General features: G+C 64.5%; 16 protein-coding genes. 8 read left to right on the top strand and 8 right to left on the bottom strand.

Features of this window, described 5'->3' with window-relative positions; genetic code table 11:
* Positions 1 to 9 precede the first annotated feature (9 nt).
* The 3 genes from QZ650_RS10315 to QZ650_RS10305 all read left to right on the top strand — a co-directional run bounded on the left by QZ650_RS10315 (position 10) and on the right by QZ650_RS10305 (position 2,292).
* On the top strand, positions 10 to 534 hold the full coding sequence (locus QZ650_RS10315) for a GNAT family N-acetyltransferase (RefSeq protein WP_292522149.1): 525 nt from the start codon (positions 10 to 12) through the stop codon (positions 532 to 534).
* A gap of 157 nt (positions 535 to 691) precedes the next feature.
* Positions 692 to 1,651: a hypothetical protein gene (locus QZ650_RS10310; protein ID WP_292522146.1), complete on the top strand. Its 960-nt coding sequence runs from the start codon at positions 692 to 694 to the stop codon at positions 1,649 to 1,651.
* 5 nt (positions 1,652 to 1,656) lie between these two features.
* Complete coding sequence (locus tag QZ650_RS10305) at positions 1,657 to 2,292, top strand: hypothetical protein (RefSeq protein ID WP_292522142.1); 636 nt, start codon at positions 1,657 to 1,659, stop codon at positions 2,290 to 2,292.
* Here the strand turns inward: QZ650_RS10305 and QZ650_RS10300 are convergent.
* Positions 2,289 to 2,939, bottom strand: coding sequence for a hypothetical protein (locus tag QZ650_RS10300; RefSeq protein ID WP_292522140.1), 651 nt, complete (start codon positions 2,937 to 2,939; stop codon positions 2,289 to 2,291). The genes QZ650_RS10305 and QZ650_RS10300 overlap by 4 nt on opposite strands.
* A gap of 154 nt (positions 2,940 to 3,093) precedes the next feature.
* Here QZ650_RS10300 and QZ650_RS10295 point away from each other — a divergent pair, with 154 nt between their 5' ends.
* Positions 3,094 to 3,831, top strand: a complete 738-nt coding sequence (locus tag QZ650_RS10295) for a methyltransferase domain-containing protein (RefSeq protein WP_292522137.1) — start codon at positions 3,094 to 3,096, stop codon at positions 3,829 to 3,831.
* A 170-nt stretch (positions 3,832 to 4,001) separates the two neighbouring features.
* On the opposite strand, the gene QZ650_RS10290 is transcribed toward QZ650_RS10295, so the two are convergent.
* Positions 4,002 to 5,660 carry a cache domain-containing protein gene (locus tag QZ650_RS10290; protein ID WP_292522134.1) on the bottom strand — a complete coding sequence of 553 codons (1,659 nt, stop codon included), beginning with the start codon at positions 5,658 to 5,660 and terminating at the stop codon, positions 4,002 to 4,004.
* Between the two features lie 152 nt (positions 5,661 to 5,812).
* On the opposite strand from QZ650_RS10290, the gene QZ650_RS10285 reads away from it, so the two are divergent.
* On the top strand, positions 5,813 to 6,490 hold the full coding sequence (locus tag QZ650_RS10285; RefSeq protein ID WP_292522131.1) for a DUF72 domain-containing protein: 678 nt from the start codon (positions 5,813 to 5,815) through the stop codon (positions 6,488 to 6,490).
* A gap of 283 nt (positions 6,491 to 6,773) precedes the next feature.
* Here the strand turns inward: QZ650_RS10285 and QZ650_RS10280 are convergent, their stop codons facing one another.
* The 3 genes from QZ650_RS10280 to QZ650_RS10270 all read right to left on the bottom strand — a co-directional run bounded on the left by QZ650_RS10280 (position 6,774) and on the right by QZ650_RS10270 (position 10,447).
* On the bottom strand, positions 6,774 to 8,018 hold the full coding sequence (locus QZ650_RS10280) for a LarC family nickel insertion protein (RefSeq protein ID WP_292522128.1): 1,245 nt from the start codon (positions 8,016 to 8,018) through the stop codon (positions 6,774 to 6,776).
* Positions 8,015 to 9,871: a hypothetical protein gene (locus QZ650_RS10275; protein ID WP_292522126.1), complete on the bottom strand. Its 1,857-nt coding sequence runs from the start codon at positions 9,869 to 9,871 to the stop codon at positions 8,015 to 8,017. Before QZ650_RS10275 ends, QZ650_RS10280 begins: the two co-directional genes overlap by 4 nt.
* Before the next feature lie 84 nt (positions 9,872 to 9,955).
* Complete coding sequence (locus QZ650_RS10270; protein WP_292522123.1) at positions 9,956 to 10,447, bottom strand: DUF367 family protein; 492 nt, start codon at positions 10,445 to 10,447, stop codon at positions 9,956 to 9,958.
* Positions 10,448 to 10,482: 35 nt separating this feature from the next.
* Between QZ650_RS10270 and QZ650_RS10265 the strand changes: the two genes are divergently transcribed.
* On the top strand, positions 10,483 to 11,322 hold the full coding sequence (locus QZ650_RS10265; RefSeq protein ID WP_292522120.1) for a nucleoside 2-deoxyribosyltransferase: 840 nt from the start codon (positions 10,483 to 10,485) through the stop codon (positions 11,320 to 11,322).
* Here the strand turns inward: QZ650_RS10265 and QZ650_RS10260 are convergent.
* The 3 genes from QZ650_RS10260 to QZ650_RS10250 are packed head-to-tail and all read right to left on the bottom strand — an operon-like array spanning position 11,314 to position 13,461.
* Positions 11,314 to 11,724, bottom strand: coding sequence for an ATP-binding protein (locus QZ650_RS10260; RefSeq protein WP_292522116.1), 411 nt, complete (start codon positions 11,722 to 11,724; stop codon positions 11,314 to 11,316). The two genes, QZ650_RS10265 and QZ650_RS10260, sit on opposite strands and share 9 nt — an antisense overlap.
* The gene (locus QZ650_RS10255) at positions 11,724 to 13,091 is read right to left on the bottom strand and encodes a SpoIIE family protein phosphatase (protein WP_292522113.1); all 1,368 of its coding nucleotides are present in this window, start codon (positions 13,089 to 13,091) and stop codon (positions 11,724 to 11,726) included. The genes QZ650_RS10260 and QZ650_RS10255 overlap by 1 nt, the downstream gene beginning before the upstream one ends.
* Before the next feature lie 13 nt (positions 13,092 to 13,104).
* Positions 13,105 to 13,461: an STAS domain-containing protein gene (locus tag QZ650_RS10250; protein WP_292522111.1), complete on the bottom strand. Its 357-nt coding sequence runs from the start codon at positions 13,459 to 13,461 to the stop codon at positions 13,105 to 13,107.
* Positions 13,462 to 13,946: 485 nt separating this feature from the next.
* On the opposite strand from QZ650_RS10250, the gene QZ650_RS10245 reads away from it, so the two are divergent.
* Entirely contained in the window at positions 13,947 to 15,623 is a 1,677-nt protein-coding gene (locus tag QZ650_RS10245; RefSeq protein ID WP_292522108.1) for a PAS domain S-box protein, read from the top strand.
* A 288-nt stretch (positions 15,624 to 15,911) separates the two neighbouring features.
* On the top strand, positions 15,912 to 16,487 hold the full coding sequence (locus QZ650_RS10240; protein ID WP_292522105.1) for a LemA family protein: 576 nt from the start codon (positions 15,912 to 15,914) through the stop codon (positions 16,485 to 16,487).

The raw sequence follows: 16,487 nt of genomic DNA, 5'->3' as shown, positions 1-16,487 counted from the left end.
CCTGTAGTTATGAGATCCATCCCGGTCCGGATCCGGCCTGAGACGAGTGAGGACTACCCGGCGGTCCATGACGTGGTTCGGCGTGCGTGCCGTGAAAATGAGGCGCGGCTGGTCGATATGCTCCGGGAGTCGCCGGAGTTCGTTCCCGCTCTCTCCCTGGTCGCAGAGATGGATGGCCGTGTCGTCGGTCATATCCTCTTCACTCCCACGGAGACGACCGGCGGCGGCACGGTCCTTGCGCTCGCCCCGGTGGGGGTGGACCCTCTCTTCCAGCGGCAGGGGATCGGGTCGGCGCTCATTCGCCGGGGGCTTGAAGAGGCCCGGCGGCTCGGCTACGGCGCCGTCATCGTCCTCGGGCACCCTGATTATTACCCCCGGTTCGGGTTCTCCCCGGCGCACGAGAAGGGTTTTGCGGCGCCGTACCCGGTACCGGACGAGGCGTTCATGGTGCTCGAACTCCGTCCCGGCACCCCGGGGGGGACCGTCGTCTACTCTCCGGCGTTTGAGGTCTGCGACGAGGACCCGGAAACGTGACGGTCGGGCGGACGGCAGGAAGACTCTGCCCCCCTTTTGCGTTTCATCCATATATTAACCCTTTTCGGAATGATAAGACACCTGAGCACAACCGTTAACGTTTTTTAACGGTAGATATCAAATATCTCTACCGGAGGCCGTTGCTCGGGGTTCTACTATGGAATGGAAGGATGTTATCCCCGTCCTCGCGGGCGGGATCGTGATCCTGGTCGTCGCCCTCGTAGTGAAACCGGTCCTCCTCGGGGAGCCGATCGGCTTTGGGTCCCCTGGAGTGGGAGTGTTGGCCCCGCCTGAATATGTGCCGCCGGCACCCCTGCCGACCGCGACTCCCTTCCCGGACGACGGCGAGGTCTACACCCGGGCGTTCCGGTGGATGTCGATCGACGGCGGCGTCCACACGACGGAGATCCGGGTCCCGGAGGCGCTCTTCTCCGCCGCCCGGGAAACCCCGCGGTATGCCGACCATCTCGCCTGGGGAAGGTATGCCCTCGCCCCCGCCGACCGGCCGATCCTTGAGGACCTTGCCGGCCGGATCGCCCCCCCGGTCGACAACCCGGACAAGGAGTACTTCCGGCTGATGAACCTCGTCTTCTTTGTCCAGCAGATCCCCTACGATAAGGACGAGAACACGACCTCTTACATCGAAGGGGTCCTCCCGCGGCATGTCCGGTCCCTGGATGATGGTATCGAGTACCCCAAGTATCCCGTCGAGATGCTCGTCGACGGGAGGGGGGACTGCGAGGATGCGGCCATCCTGATGACAGGGCTGCTTGACGCTCTCGGCTACGATACGGTGCTGCTCAAATACTCGAACCACATGGCCATCGGGATCCGGATGGATGCGTTCAACCCCTATTACGCGAAGTACACGCCGAAGTATTTCACATACGAAGGAAAGCACTACTACTACATCGAGGGGACGGATTTTGAGTGGGGGAACGTCTCGTCCTCCACCACAGCACGCTGGGGGAGACCGCTCGCCATCGGCGACGTCAACGGTGCGGGTATACCGAGCGTGAGGTCGGAGACCCCGGAGATCATCCCGCTCCGCTACATCCCCGCGCCGGCCGAGTACCGTATCAGCCCGGCCCGGCTGCCGGCGGCGGGAGGAGCGTGAGGGCCGTGGAGATACCGATCCCGGGCCTCCCGGACCTCCCGGACCTGAAGATCCCGAGCCTCCCGGATCTGAAGATTCCCCGCCTCCCGAAGGTCGCCATCGATTGGAGGAAGGCGCTCACCGCCGCGGGAGTGGTGATTGCCGTGATAGCCGCCGCCTTCATCGGGTGGACGCTTTTTGAGAACTACACCTATGATCGGGACGTCACGGCGTTCGGGAGCCATGTGGCGGCAGCGGAAGCCGACCTTGCGCAGGTCTCGGAGAAGGTCTCGGCCCATATGAGATCCCGGCCGGCAAACCCGTCGCTTGCTGAGGCCGACGCCCCCGTGCGGGAGTTTGCGGCCATCGCCGAATATGGAGGGGCTGTTACGGCCTACCATCGGCAGGTCATCAGTGCCGACGCGGTCCCCGATGCGTATCTCGAAGCGCAGTCAGCCTACGTCCGGGCGCTCGACCACCTGAACCGCGCCTTCTCCCTCTGGTCCTCGGCCGCGGCCGCCTACGATATGCAGGCATACGCCGCGGTAGAGGATAACCTCGCCCGGGCGGATCAGGAGTGGCGGGAGTACGTCACCGCGATAGGGGATTACAACCAGAGACTCCGGGTCGCAGAGGAAGTGGGGGAGGTCCCTCCCGCCTAGACAAGGTACTTTGTCGGGACGTAGACGGTGATCTTAAACGATCGTATCGACTCTGTATGGACGACAAAGCAGTAGTCCCTGTACCCCTCTTTGATGAGGAACCGCTGGTCTTTCTCGTTGAATTTCCTGTCCGATGTCGGAAACTCGTTTCTTGAGTAGCGGATCGTCTCGATGACCCGGTTCGGGTCCTTTGGATCGCGGATCTCCACCGTGATCAGAGGAAAATCGCCTATCGGCACCGCGCTCACGTTGACCGCCCAGTAGGGGAAGGGGATGTGGTAGGCCTCGGTGGCGAAATCCCGGGGCGCAGGAGAGAGTTTCTCACTGGTCACCACCGCATACGTGCTCATACCTTCGAGGACGCGGAGGTCGTTTGGCTGTTTCGTCATCGCGATTGTGGGCGTCGGGCTCGGGATGTGGTAGGTTGCCGGGTCGACGAACTCCACGCTCTGGGGTGCCCCGCCGGCCCGGGCGGGCACGGCCGGTGTGGGGGCCGGCTGGCCCGCTCCCACCGCCTCGACCGGCGCCGAGGATGGGGTGGGGGAAGGTGGCTGGCTGTCTGGAGCAGTATTCTCCGGCGCCGTGCAGCCGGCGATGACGACGGCGGCCGCAAGGAAGATCAGGAGCAGGATATGGCGCCCTTGCATACAGATCCTTCTTTTACGGCGCTATTTGTAGTTTCCCATACGCTCCCACTTCCAGGTGCTTCAGAGCCCACGAACTCCCCTGCCCGGCGATGCTACACGGATTATATGGGCTGAAGATGCACCATGTACGCAACCGTCAGGAGGACCACGGAGCATGGAACAGAACGAACTTGTCAGCATAACCCAGGGAGGGCTCGCGATCATGAACCCCACGACACCGGAGAAGGTGCTCGCCGCGGGGAGGGCCGCCGGGCTCCGGGAGGGATATCGTGTCGTCGAGGTCGGGTCCGGGAACGGGACGATCCTCGAACTCTGGGGGCGCGAGTACGGGATATCCGGCCTCGGTATCGAGGCCCGGGAGGACGCCTGCACCCGGGCGGAGGAGACGTTCCGGGCGGCGGGGCTTGCCGGCAGGCTCGCCGTCCGGTGCATGGACGCCCGTGACTACGTCCCCGACGAGCCGTTCGACTGCGCCGCATCGGTCGGCGCGTCCCACATCCGGGGCGGGTTTGCGGCGACGCTTGATTCCCTCCTCAGTCTTGTCCATGACGAGGGGACGATCGTCATCGGCGACCGCTGCTGGCGGTCCGACCGCACCCCGCCCGAGTTCGCCCGGGAGTGGCCCGACGTCCTGACCGAGTACGAGATCCTTGAAACCGCCCGGGAGGCCGGGTTTGATATCGCCGCCGTCATCCGGTCGAACCAGGACGACTGGGACGGCTACGAGTCGGGGATCTGGCAGGCGGTCCTCTCGTGGCTCAGGGAGAACCCTGACCACCCCGACCGCGACTTCGTGATCGACTACCTCCACCGCATCCAGGACGAGTACTTCGGCTACGGCCGCGAGTACATGGGCTGGGCGTTCTTCGTTCTGGTGCCCGGGTTCTGGTGAACTATCGCGCCCTGGTTCAACCATCGTCACAACGCCGTTGAGCCCGAGGTCGATAGCGAGGTACCGGGTCGGGCCCGGATCCTTTGGCCGGTTCGGGGTCAGATGGTGGAAACAGGCGGGGTGCGATCCCCGACGGGAGTTCTTCTCGAGCAAAAAAAAGGTGATCCGGGTTACGCTCCGGCATATACGCCGGAGCCGACGAACCACTCATCGTCCACCGGAGCGACGTAGCAAAGCTTGAGCTCGTCAAGCCCGGTGTCCGGGTTATAGTAGGTGATATACACGAACCCGCCCCCTCTCTCTGCGGCGGCGATCTCGAGCAGGATCACCCTGATACCGTACCGGTCTTCGAGGTCGAAGCGGTTTTTCCCGATATATTCTGGCTGGTAGGGGAGGGCAAGCGTCGTCCCGTCGTTCCCGTAGGCAAAGATATACTCCCCGCCGTTGGCAAAGTCACCGGAGAGGTCGTTGAATGCTGCGCACGCCGCTTCCCTTCCTTGCTCCTGCGCAAAGTCCCGCGCAGCCTTCACCCGCTGCCCGAGCGTCTCCCTGGTGCTCACATTGAACGTGGTCGCAACGTCGGGGATGTAGATACCCGAACCGACGAACCAGGTCCCGTCGACGGGGAGGACGTAGCCGAGTTTAAGTTCCTCGGCATACCCCCTTGCCGGGTTCGGGTAGAGATAGTAGATGCTGCCGCCTCCTTCCGCTGCCAGCCTGCTCATGCCGGCGATGTAGGCCACGCCGCCTGAGTCGTGCACGCCGCTCCGGTCCGTCCCGATGAACGCCTGCTGGAAGGGAAGGGCGAGGACGGTGCCGTTCATGTCGTAGGCGAATATGTAGAGTTCGTCTCTGACGAACTCGCCGTCCGGGTCGTTGAATGCGGTGAGCGCGTCAGTGCGCCCGTGCTCCCGGGCATACGCGGCCGCTTTGGCGACGAAGGCCTTCATCTCTTCGGCTGCGTCCGCCGCCGGCGGCCGACCGCCTGCCGGTGCGACCTGTTGCTCCCCGGCGTCGAGATTCCGCGTGACGATGACCCGCCATGCAGCGCCGTCGATGCCGGCGGTATCCCAGATCGCCTCTTTGGTCACGTTCCGCTCCCAGTTCCGGTCCCAGAACGTATACTCCACGGACCCGGAAGGTTCGGTCACAATGCGGGAGAACGCCTCCTGGAGCCCCGGAGACTGGTAGGCCGGGTCCGAGAAGAGGTTCTTCCCGATCTCTTCGGGAGTCGTGTCGTAGATCACCATACCGTCGGTCTGCGTCACCCAGATATCGTACGGGGTGCCGTTCGTCAGTGGCGCGACCACCCGGCCGATGAAGGCGTCGGGGCGGTAGGCGAAACTCACGAACCCGAGGTACTCCCCACCCTTCCCGAAGACCGGATAACTCTGGGCAACCCCGGCGTATCCCTCTCGCAGAGGGAAGACCTCGCTTACGAGCGGCACCTGCTCCCGAACCGCCCGCCCGGTCTCCAGGTGGGACGAGATATTGCTGTTCACCGCGTCAGCGTAGTTATCGGGCACGGTCATGGCCACGATACCGTCTTTCGTCACCACCAGGGTCGACTCCGTATAGGGGTGGTTCAGCATCGCCTGCCGCACTGCCTCCTTTCCTGCGGCGCTTGTGAGTCCGGCCTCGCCGAGCACCCGGGCACTCTCGCCTGCTGAGGTGCTTACCGCCTCCAGTTCGCCGTTTATCCCGGCGACGGCTTCCTGAAGAACCGACTCCCCCGTATCCCCCGGAGGAAGTTGGTTCTCTTCCGTGCAGCCTGTCCCGAGCACCGCGACGATGATGAACAGGGCGGTAATAAATGCTGTTATTCGCATAATCGGAGTTATGCTGGAGCTTTATTAAATATGCTGGAATTTCACGGGATTGTTTGTGAAAAAGGGGTTAAATAGCGCCCATCCCGGTCCCCGGAGCACCTCCGGCTGCGGCCGGGAAGGTTGTATTGCCTGTCCTGCATGAACGTTCCGGCATGGAGATCCATGTCGGCACGAGCGGGTGGGCGTATGCATGGAACCGGGGAGGCAGCCTCGCGTGGTTCGTGGAGCACTCCGGTCTCGACGCCATCGAACTGAACGCGAGTTTTTACGGTTTTCCGTCCGAGAAGGCCGTTTTATCCTGGGCCGATACGGGATCGGGGCTGCGGTGGAGCGTCAAGGTGAACCGGTCGGTGACGCACCGGCACCGGTTCAACGAGAAGGCGGTTCCTGTCTGGGAGCGGTTCCGCGAGCGGTTCCTTCCTCTCGACGATCTCGTCGACTTCTACCTCTTCCAGGCCCCGCCGGCATTTACGGACGTCGACTGCATCCTCACATTCATCGAGGCGATCGATCTTGAGACGCAGTGTGCCGTGGAGGTGAGGAGCCCCGCGGTGCTCGGCAGCGACGAGGCATGCCGGCGGCTGCAGGATGCGGCCGTCCTGGTCTCGGTCGACTCTCCCGACTTCCGGATGCGGATATTCCCCGGCGATACCGTCTACCTCAGGATGCACGGGCGGGAGGTCTGGTACCGGCACGACTATGCGGACGGTGAACTTGCGGAGATCCGGGACAGGATTCTGGCTGTCGGCCCGGAGCGGGCATACATCTTCTTCAACAACGACCATGCCATGCTCGATGATGCGAGGATGATGATGCGCCTCTTCAGATGAAAAGTACCTGTCTGACGCCGGGAAAGAAACGACCCGGGTATTTAACGGTAATTTCGTATTTTTTTCAATCCCGGGCCCATGACGTCGCAACTATTCGGTAAAACACCCGCCTGTTCAAAAGTCTTTCGGCGATTTGGGGCGGAAAAGGGGATTGATGGGCGAAACTAAATAGAATCGTATAAATATCGCACGCATCATCTAATAGCTTGGGGAACTATTACCCCGGTGACATGAGAGAACTGTAGACGCGAGTGGAGCGCATCCCGGTGGGATATGCTCGCACTCACTCGTCGCGTGCGGCGTTCGCCGCATTCGGGTGGTCGGGTGGGCATCCACCCCCTGCACCCCCTCTGGAAGAGTTCCGCTCTCTTTTCCGTTCCGATAACCTCAGCCTGATCTCGTCGTCCACGAACCGGAGCGGGATGCCCTGGTCCCGTGCAATCGCCGCAAGGTCGTCGTGCTCGGGTTTCTCCGCGATCAGATGCCCGTCGGCGGTCGAGGTCTTCACCCGGACAGGATACACCCTCTCACCGACCCGGATCGGCACCGTCCCCCTCCTCCGGTCGGCCACCACCTTCCGGAACTCGTGCACCCGCACCCCGAGTGTCCCGGTCTCCTCCATCAGGACACGGATCAGGCGGTCCTCGTCCTTTGCGGCCACCATCGCCGAGACGACGCTGACCGGCCGGTTCTTCTTCCCGGACGCCGGGGTGACGAAGACGTCCACCGCTCCCTCCGCAAAGAGGCGCTCGACTGTGTAGCCGATCACCTCGCCGGAGACGTCGTCGAGGTTCGTCTCGAGGATGACCATCCTCTCCTCTCCCGGATGGAGGCTCTCCCCCTCCACCACCCGGAGAAGGCCGTCTGGAGCGGTCCGCATACCGTAGCCGATCCGGACGGGGACCATCGTCGGGTATGAGGTTGCCGCACGTCCTGCGAGGTTGGCGAGCAGGGCCGCCCCGGCCGGCGTGGTCAGCTCAACCTTTAGGGGTGCGGAGGCGAACGGGAACCGGTGCCGGGCGAGGATGGCGAGCGTTGCGGGTGCAGGCCCGGGGATATCCCCGTACTCCGTCCGGATGGTGCCGCCCCCGAGCGCCGGCGGCGTCGCGACGACCGATCCCTCGAAGAATCCCGCCCGGTCGAGGAGGAGCATCGTCCCGAGGACGGAGAAGATGGTCGCCGCCCCGATGAGCCCGGACCGGTCATCGAATGCGGCGAGGTCGTCGAGAACGGAAAGCGCCCGGGAGCGTGCGCCCGGACGGAGCCCTGCCGCATCCGCGGCGGCCGCGGCATCCTGGAGACCGCCGGGCTCTCCGCCCGCCACCTCGATCGTAAGCCGGGTCGCCGTAATCCCGCCCGCGTCCACGCTCTCTGCCCCGTAGCCGAACCTGCGGCAGAGTTCGAGCCCCCGGATTGCGTCGGCTACCCGGTCGAGCGCCTTCCCCTCTCCGGTGAGGTCGATGAGGGAGGCAAGGAGCGTCTCCCCCGTAACTCCTGCGGATCTCGGGTCGATGACGAGGACCTTCATGCCGGGGACCCGTCCTCTCCCTCTCCTGGCTCGTTGAGGTTTGCATAGACCGCCCGGGCGATCTCCGCGACCCGTTCCGCTGCCTCCCGGGCGCCGGGGATGGCGTTTGTTAAGCGTGCGCCCTTTGCGGCCAGTTTTGCGGCAACTTTTGGGTCGGTCCCGAGGGCGGCCGCGACCGCAGCCGGCACGGTGACGTTGAGGATGGTATGCCCGGAGTACTGCAGCTCCTGGGTGAGGACGGCCCCGACGAAGATGGCGGTCCCCATATCGGGGTCGTCCCGCCCCTTCCCCTCGAGGGCGTACTCCGGTATCACCCGGGCGGTGAGGTTCTCGATATGGTAGTCCTTCCCACCGATCGTGACATCGTATGAGATCTTTGCGTCAAACCCCCAGAACTTCGCGGTGAACGGGTCGGTCCTCCGTGCCCCCGGCGCGATCCCGGTAAACCGGAACCGGATCTCTTTTCCGGTGAACCCCGAGAGGGCCGCGGACCCCCGCTCCTCGACGGCGGCCTTCTTCTCCTCATCGAGCGCTGCGGCCGCCTCCTCAACCGATCTGCCCGCCTTGAGCGCCTCGTAGGCCTTCGCCGCTCGCCGGTAGATCGCCCGGTCCCGGACCGTCTCGCTCGCCCGGATAGCGGCCTCCGTCACCGAGCCCCGGTTCGCGACCTCCGCCTTCCGGGCGATGGTGTTTAAGGCGCAGAGGGCGAGTTCCGGGTCGATGAACGACGCCAGTTTGTAGTCCCGGATCGCCGCCGCGGTCCGCTCCACGTCGCCGCCGTTTGCAAGCAGCAGCCGGAGCGCCGGCAGGATGTCCCCGGCAAGGTGGCCGAGGGGGACGTTCACCGGCCCGCCGGAGAACCCGGCCCCGATGATGGCGGATTCCTGGAATCCGGCGAAGAGCTCGTTTGTGACCATCGACCCGATCACCGACGGCCCGCCGATATCCTTCAGGATCAGCCCGAAGTCCCCGACAAGCCGGGCGGTCTCGTACTCCTCCCCGGTCCCCCGCATGTGGAGTTTCTCGGGGAGCTTCGCCGCCTCGACGGCCCCCTTCCCGGCGAGGTAGGCGGAGTCGACCTCCCCGAACTTCCCGAACTCCTCACCGAGCATGGCGTCGGGGTGGACGAGTTCCATCGTCACCGCCGCCGCGATCAGGGCCGGCCAGAGGGGGTACGGGGTCGTCCCGGCACCCTCCATGCTCCGCATCATCGCCTCGGTCCCGACCTTCGCGGCGTTTCTCGCGAGTTCGGGGATGTTGTAGTCCTCACCGAGTGCGGCGTGGCCCATGACGCCCCCGCCGGCGACGAACGGCGGCAGGACCGCACCGTCGAGCCGGGTCAGCCGCTTCTCCATCAGGCCCTCGTAGATCGCGAGGTATGCGGGAAACGCCGGAACGCGGTGCGTGAACTTGTTCGTCGTGAGCGCGATGGCGCTCGTCCGGTCGCCGCCGGCGTGCATCCGGGCGATGGCGCCGAGTTTCCGGTTCCCGAGCGGGACCCCGGCGCGGGCGCAGCTCCCCGAGAAGTAGGCGAGCGTCGCGACGATCAGGGCCGCGTTCGCCGGCTCGGCACCCGCCCGCTTCGCCTCACCCACCGCCTTCCCGATGACCGAGTCAAGCGGCAGGTGCGGGGCCGAGGCGTCGACGACCGTCATGTTCATAAGATGCATCTCCGGTGCGCCGATGTTGCAGAAGATGTCTTCGGCGAGCGAGTTTGCCGCGGCAAACGCAGGGATGACGAGCGCCCCGTGTCCCCGGGTCGCCGCCTCCAGTTTGTCGACGGTCATGTAGTCGGGCTTGAACGTCACGGCGTGGGCCGCGGCGAGGAGCACCCTCTCTCGTTCGGTATCCATATCCGGTAACCTCCCATTCCCGGACGCGGACTGGAGGCTCCCGGCATAAAAACGTGCCGCCCGGGGAGGGGGCGGGGGTTCTGGTTACATATAGAGCGCCTGGAGGGCGACGACCTCGGCGCTATCCTTTGCCCGCGAGTAGTCCTCGAGAGGCTCGGCGTTCACCTCGAGGAACCGCAGCCCCCACCCGAACGGGGCGAGGATATCGTGTGCCTGCTCTTTCTCGCCGAGGATGTAGAGGGTTGCGGCGATCGCCTCGACCGATGTCAGCCGGAACGGCCGGCCGAAGTTCACGGGGTTTGCGGCCACGAGGTAGGGGAGCGCCCGGCGGTTGCGCCAGGAGGCGACGGCCCCGGTATCGAGGACCTCCCAGGAGCAGTCGAGCGCGGTTATCGAGGGGAGGTGCCGGTCGGCGGGGGAGACCGCTCTTTCCGCCGTCGGGTCAAGGAGGAGGGTCGAGCGGGGGATCTTTGCGATGCTCGTGACGATCCGGACAAGCCCGCGCTGTGCGAGTTTCTTCATTGTGCACTTCCGCGGATCGCAGGTGTTGTCCCGGTAGGCGTAGAGCGGTATCATCTGTCTTGTTATGGTACGCCGCCCAGGTACTATCAATGTACGTGCTCATCGCTCCCTGCATCGAGAACCCCGCGTGCCGCGCCCGCGGAATAACGACCGATGAGGACCTCCGTTACTTTGACCGGGCCATGAAGCGCTGCCGGCGCTTCTCGATCGATACCGTCCCGCTCCCCTGCCCGGAGACGATCTACCTCGGCCGCGACCGCTCCCCGGGCTCATTCACCGAGCGGCTCGCGACCGACGAGTTTGCGGCACTGCTCGACCGGCTCGAATCAGAGGTCCGCGCCATCATACGGGAGCGCGGAGAGCCGCCGCTCGCGATCGTCGGTGTGGACTCCTCCCCGACCTGCGGGGTGAACACCACCTACTACTCCCCCGTAAAACAGCCCGGTCGGGGGGCGTTCCTCGCCCGGTTCCCGGAGATCCCGGCGGTCGACGTCAAAGAGTTCGCCCGCTACCGGGTCTACCTCGCAGGCCCGCTCTTCTCTGAGGCTGAGAGAACCTACAACCTCGTCCTCCGCGACATCCTTGAAGCCCACCTCTTCGACGTCTACCTGCCCCAGGAGGTGGGGGATACGAGCCATACCCGGGGCCGGGAGGAGAACGGGGCCATCTTTGCGCAGCATCTCCCGGCCATTCGCGACGCTGATATCGTCGTCGCGGTCATCGACGGCGCTGACGCCGATTCCGGGACGTCCTGGGAGATGGGGTACGCGTATGCTCTCGGGAAGAAGGTCGTCGCCCTCCGGACCGACTTCCGGATTGCCGGGCGTTACGAGCGGGTCAACCTGATGCTCGAGGAGTCGGCTAGGGTCGTCACGGCAAAAGAGGACCTCCCCCGGGCGCTCGGGTCGCTCCTCATCGCCTCAGGGTGAGCCGGCCCGCCTCTTCTCCATCGTGAGGACGTTTTTTCCGCCGGTCCTGGCATAGGCCACGCTGTCCATCACCGTCCGGATGAAGTGGACCCCGAGGCCCCCGATCGGCCGCTCTTCGGCGGGGATATCGAGGCGCGGCGGGGGGGCGGTCAGGGGATCGAAGGCAACCCCGTCGTCGGTGATCGTCACGGTGACGGTGTCGCCGTCGATGGTGCAGGCGACCGTGATCGTTCCCGCCTCCCCGCCGGGGTAGCCGTAGAGGATTGTGTTGCTGCAGGCCTCGTCGACGGCGAGCTGGACCGCAAAGACGAGGTCGTCGCCGCACCCGGCGAGTTCCCCGGCAAGGAAGTCGGCGATCGCCGCGAGGGCGCCGAGATCCGCCCGGAGCGTGAGTTCCGCCATCAGATCACCCGGATGACCATGAGGGTCATGTCGTCGAACTGCGGCTCGTCGCCGGAGAACTCCGTGACCGCGTCGCGGACCCGGTCGATGATCTCCGCGGGGGAGAGGTCGCGCCAGCCCATCACCGTCTCGATCAGCCGCTCTTCCCCGAACTGCACTTCATCGGGGTTGATCGCCTCGGTGACGCCGTCGGTGTAGAGGAGGAGGAGGTCCCCGCTCTCGAGGCTGACGGTCTCCTCTCTGTACTCGGCCTCCGGCATCACCCCGAGGATGATCCCGGTGCCCTTGAGCGGCACCGGCCGGCCGCCGCCCGGCCGGAAGAGGAGCGGTGGGTTATGCCCCGCGTTGACGTAGGTGAGCGTCTTCTCCTCCGGGTCGACGACCGCGTAAAAGAGGGTGACGAACATCCCGGACTTCGCGTCCTCGGCGATCAGGACGTTGGCCTCGCTGACGGCCTCGCGGGCGCTCCGCGGCACCTGGGCGTTCGCCCGGAGCACCGTCCGCGAGAGCGCCATGAAGAGCGCCGCAGGGACACCTTTCCCCGAGACGTCGGCGATGACGAAGGCGGTCCGATTCCCGGGTAGCGTGATCGCGTCGTAGAAGTCCCCGCCGACCTCTTTTGCCGGGAGCGAGAGGGCGGCGAGGTTGAGGCCGGGGACCTCCGGCAGCCGTTCGGGGAGGAAACTCATCTGGATATCGTGGGCGATACGGAGTTCGGCCTTTTTGCGCTCGAGTTCCGAGAGGTAACTGTCCCGCTCCGCCTTCGTCTGCCGTTCGGTGACCAGGTTCCCGATGATGAACGCGAATATGAAGACTCCTGTGGCGTTCGCGACGATCATCGGCAGAGCCACGCCCTCGACGACACCGAGCGCCTGCTCAAACGGCCGGCAGAGGGCGAGGGTGAGGCCCATGTGGAAGACTTCCATGCCGACGGCGAAGAGGACCGCGCCGTGCATCCCGATGAACTTTCGGCCGGCGGCAAGGAAGATCAGCCCCCCGAGGAGGCCCGCGAGGATGGTTGCCGTCGCGCACGGGACGGCGGTGAACCCCCCGAGGGAGAAGCGGTACGCGGCGCCGATCAGGCCGGCGCCGAGCCCCACCACCGGTCCGCAGGCGAGCCCCCCGACCATGGGGCCGAGGTCGCGGACGTTTGCCGTGGCGCCGAGGATGGTGATCCCGCTCTCGGTGCCGTAGATGGAGAGCGCCCCAAAGAGGAGAACGAGGATCACCTGGTTCTTCCAGGTGACGAGACCGTCGAGCACCTCGGTAAACGACGTCGTCCGGGTGATCAGGTAGGCGACCACCACGACGACGCAGATCATCTGGAGGAGCACAAAGAACATATCGTCAAAGCCGGAGAGTGCCATGCCGGTCTACCCGTCAGGGCCCCGCTGCAAACTCGGCAAGCGCTGTCGCTTCGTCGGAGGAGAGGGAGAAGATCCGGTGAAACCCGGCCATGGTGAAGACCTCGAGGATCTGGGGATTATTGCAGGCGATCCGCAGCGCCCCCCCGTCCCTCTTCAGCCGCTTCAGCGCGGCAAGCAGCACCCGGAGCCCGGAGCTGCTGATGTAGTCGAGGTCGCAGAGGTTGATGAGGAGGTTCGTCCCCCCGGCATCGAGGACCCGGTTGATACGCTCTTCCGCCTTCTCCGAAGAACCGGCGTCGAGCCTTCCTCGCACAGTAATGATATCGACGGCGCCTGCTCTCTTCTCGGTGATCTCAACATGCCCGCTCATTGAACGAATTTTGTTTCTGATGGGAGATAGATGTTGCTTTCCGCATCAGGGTGTTTCCAGGGAGATAACAAAAAATGAGGGTGTATTGTAGGGTGTGTGATAACCATGCGGTGTCTGCGGGCTCCCGGGCGGTTGTGCCGCCCGCCCGGGTCGCCCTGTCCCACCGTGCCGGTATTGATTGTTTAGAGAGGTGTGCCTGTGGATGCACCCGGTGCTGGCGCATCGTGACGTTGGTGCAATCAGCGTGGTGAATGTTCCGTTCACCGATCCCAGCCGATCTTGTGCCGGTCCGGACCACCTGTGCCTGTGTGGCCCGGGTCGTCGGAGAGATTCCCCTTCTCTCGACTCTGGGGATCATGTGTTGATCTGATTAATTTATATTCTTTTCGGTCATTGCCTTGCATTGAGGCGTGGCAATGTGTGTGTCGTCATAGCATGCGACACTGCAAAACACTATATCCCCCGGCGCGAAACTCTGTTTGCACATGGATCCCACTACCGACGCACTCTCTCTTCTGCTCAGCGCATTAAAAGAGCACCCGCGGGGCATGTCGGTCTCCGATCTTGCTGCCGCCGTCGGAATCAACCGGAACACCGTCTCCCGGTACCTCGATGTCCTCCTCGTATCGGGGCAGGTGGAGATGGAGACCTACGGGAAGGCCAAGGTCTTTTACCTCTCGCAGCGGGTTCCCATCGCCGCCATGCTCAACTTCTCGTCGGATCTCGTGCTGGTGCTCGATCGCGAGCGCCGAATCGTCCAGGCAAACAATGCCGTCTGCACGTTTGCCGGGAGAGACCGGGACGATATCATCGGGAACAGCGTCGAGGCGTCCCCGCTCGCCGCGTTCGACCACCCCCTGATACGAAGCCGGATCACCGATGCCCTGAACGGCCATGAAGTCACGGAAGAACTCCGGTTCCTGCGGCACGATGAGGAGCTCTTCTTCCGGATCAAGTTCCTCCCCACCGTCTTCAACGACGGTATGCCGGGCGTCACCATCATCCTTGAGGACATCACCGAGAGCCGCCGGGCGCAGGAGGCTCTCCGCGAGAGCGAACTCCTCTTCCGAAGCCTCGTGGAGAATATCAACGACCTGATCCTGAACGTCGACGAGACCTGCTCGTTCACCTACGTCAGCCCGAAAAGCCGGGATATCCTCGGTTACTCTCCTGAAGAGATGCTCCACAAGACGCCCTGCGATTTTATGCCCCCGGAGAAGGCGGAGCGGGTCCGGGCGCAGATCGCGGCTCTCTTCGCCAACCCTGCGCAGAAAGTCCTCTTTGAGTGGACGATGCACCACCGGGACGGGAGCACGGTCATCCTCGAGGTGAGCGGCACTCCTGTCTACGACGTCATCGGCGACTTCACCGGCTACCGGATGGTCTGCCGTGACGTCACCGAACGGATGCGCGCCGCAAAGAGGGTGGCCCAGTGGAAGTCGTTCCTCTACTCGGTCGTCAACAACATCCCGAGCATGGTCTTCGTCCGGGAGGTGGAGGGGAACACGTTTGTCTTCGCAAACCAGGCAGCCGAGGCCTTCCTCGGGATGACCCAGGAGGAGATGGCGGGAAAAGAGGCCGCGGACCTCTTCCCGCCGGAAATAGCGGCCTTCTTTGCCAACGGCGACCGGGAACTCCTGGAGCGGGAGGCCGCCCGGGAGAAGAAGATCGCCCTCCCGGGGGGGCGGATCCTCTCGGTGAAAAAGATCCCGATCTTCAACTCCCGCGGCATGCTGCGCTACATGCTCGGGATCGCCGAGGACGTCACCGACCGCGCCGCCGCCGAGAGCCTCCTAGTCGCCGAGCGGGACCGGGCGCAGGGCTACCTGGACGCTGCCGGCGTGATGATCGCGGTGATCGGGGCGGACGGCACCATCAACCTCGTCAACCGGCGGGGGAGCGAGATCCTGGGGTATGCCGAGGAAGACCTCGCCGGGAAGAACTGGTTTGCAACCGTCGTCCCCGAGCGTCTGCGCCATCGGCTTGCCCAGAACTTCGCCGGCCTCGTTGCCGGCAAGATCGAGTTGCCTCCCTTCGAAGAGAGCCCGATTCTCACCCGGGACGGCCGGGAACGTCCGGTCCTCTGGCACAACGCCCTTCTCCGGGACACCGACGGCAACGTCGTGGCAATGGTGAGCTCGGGCGAGGCGGTCGCGGAGTAGCCTGACCCTCAACCGGCCATCCACCGCTGCTCCACGGTGCCGCCCGGCGCCTCTTTCCCGGTACTCCGACCGGGTATCGGGGACGACGGCGGCCTGATTCCCGCGACCCACCGTGGGAATTGGGCCCGTTCCGCATCCCTCAGGGTCCCGCGGGGGATACGGCCTCTCTTACGGAGAGGACGCCTGAAACTGTCGGTGCCTATCGCCCCAAACCCCGAAAACGCCCTTTTATGGCCCGATTATCCCATCCCTGCAACTTAAATACGCCGCACGGCACATAGAATAGTGGTGATAACCTTGGTGGACATCATCTCCCTTGTCCTTATCGTCGTCGTCGTGCTGATCGTCATCGGCATCGTTGCGGCCGCGGTAGGTATATATAACCGGTTCTTCTCTCTCAAGAACTCCGCCGAAGCAACGGTCGGGCAGGTGAAGGTCGCGATGAAGAAGCGGCTGGATATGATCGAGCAGCTCCTCGGTGCGGTGAAGAGTTACGCGGCCTTCGAGAAGGAGACCCTGACCGACGTGACCGCGATGCGGGCCCGTATCGGCAGCGCCGGTCCCGGCGACTTAAACGAACTCGAGCGCGAGTCCCGGTCGGTCCTCGGGCGGCTGCTTGCGGTCGCCGAGAACTACCCCGACCTCAAGACCTCCCAGACGGTGCAGAACCTGATGGGCGCGGTCCAGGGTGTCGAGGACGAGATCGCCCGGCACCGCTACACCTACAACAACATCGCCCAGCAGTACAACACCATGACCGATACCGTCCCCTCGAACCTGGTCGCCCGCGTCATGGGTTTTCAGAAACTCGAGTATCTTGAGTTCGGCGAGGAGATCGAGCGGGTCCCGACGATAGCGTTCTGA

It is taken from the genome of Methanoculleus sp., from assembly GCF_020696975.1.
GTDB lineage: Archaea > Halobacteriota > Methanomicrobia > Methanomicrobiales > Methanoculleaceae > Methanoculleus.
Note: the sequence above shows the minus strand (reverse complement) of the source record. Positions and strands in the feature narration are given on the sequence as shown.

Coding starts and splice junctions, on each gene's coding strand:
- QZ650_RS10315 (WP_292522149.1), top strand. CDS start 10: ATGAGATCCATCCCGGTCCGGATCCGGCCTGAGACGAGTGAGGACTAC.
- QZ650_RS10310 (WP_292522146.1), top strand. CDS start 692: ATGGAATGGAAGGATGTTATCCCCGTCCTCGCGGGCGGGATCGTGATC.
- QZ650_RS10300 (WP_292522140.1), bottom strand. CDS start 2,939: ATGCAAGGGCGCCATATCCTGCTCCTGATCTTCCTTGCGGCCGCCGTC.
- QZ650_RS10295 (WP_292522137.1), top strand. CDS start 3,094: ATGGAACAGAACGAACTTGTCAGCATAACCCAGGGAGGGCTCGCGATC.
- QZ650_RS10290 (WP_292522134.1), bottom strand. CDS start 5,660: ATGCGAATAACAGCATTTATTACCGCCCTGTTCATCATCGTCGCGGTG.
- QZ650_RS10285 (WP_292522131.1), top strand. CDS start 5,813: ATGGAGATCCATGTCGGCACGAGCGGGTGGGCGTATGCATGGAACCGG.
- QZ650_RS10280 (WP_292522128.1), bottom strand. CDS start 8,018: ATGAAGGTCCTCGTCATCGACCCGAGATCCGCAGGAGTTACGGGGGAG.
- QZ650_RS10275 (WP_292522126.1), bottom strand. CDS start 9,871: ATGGATACCGAACGAGAGAGGGTGCTCCTCGCCGCGGCCCACGCCGTG.
- QZ650_RS10270 (WP_292522123.1), bottom strand. CDS start 10,447: ATGATACCGCTCTACGCCTACCGGGACAACACCTGCGATCCGCGGAAG.
- QZ650_RS10265 (WP_292522120.1), top strand. CDS start 10,483: ATGTACGTGCTCATCGCTCCCTGCATCGAGAACCCCGCGTGCCGCGCC.
- QZ650_RS10260 (WP_292522116.1), bottom strand. CDS start 11,724: ATGGCGGAACTCACGCTCCGGGCGGATCTCGGCGCCCTCGCGGCGATC.
- QZ650_RS10255 (WP_292522113.1), bottom strand. CDS start 13,091: ATGGCACTCTCCGGCTTTGACGATATGTTCTTTGTGCTCCTCCAGATG.
- QZ650_RS10250 (WP_292522111.1), bottom strand. CDS start 13,461: ATGAGCGGGCATGTTGAGATCACCGAGAAGAGAGCAGGCGCCGTCGAT.
- QZ650_RS10245 (WP_292522108.1), top strand. CDS start 13,947: ATGGATCCCACTACCGACGCACTCTCTCTTCTGCTCAGCGCATTAAAA.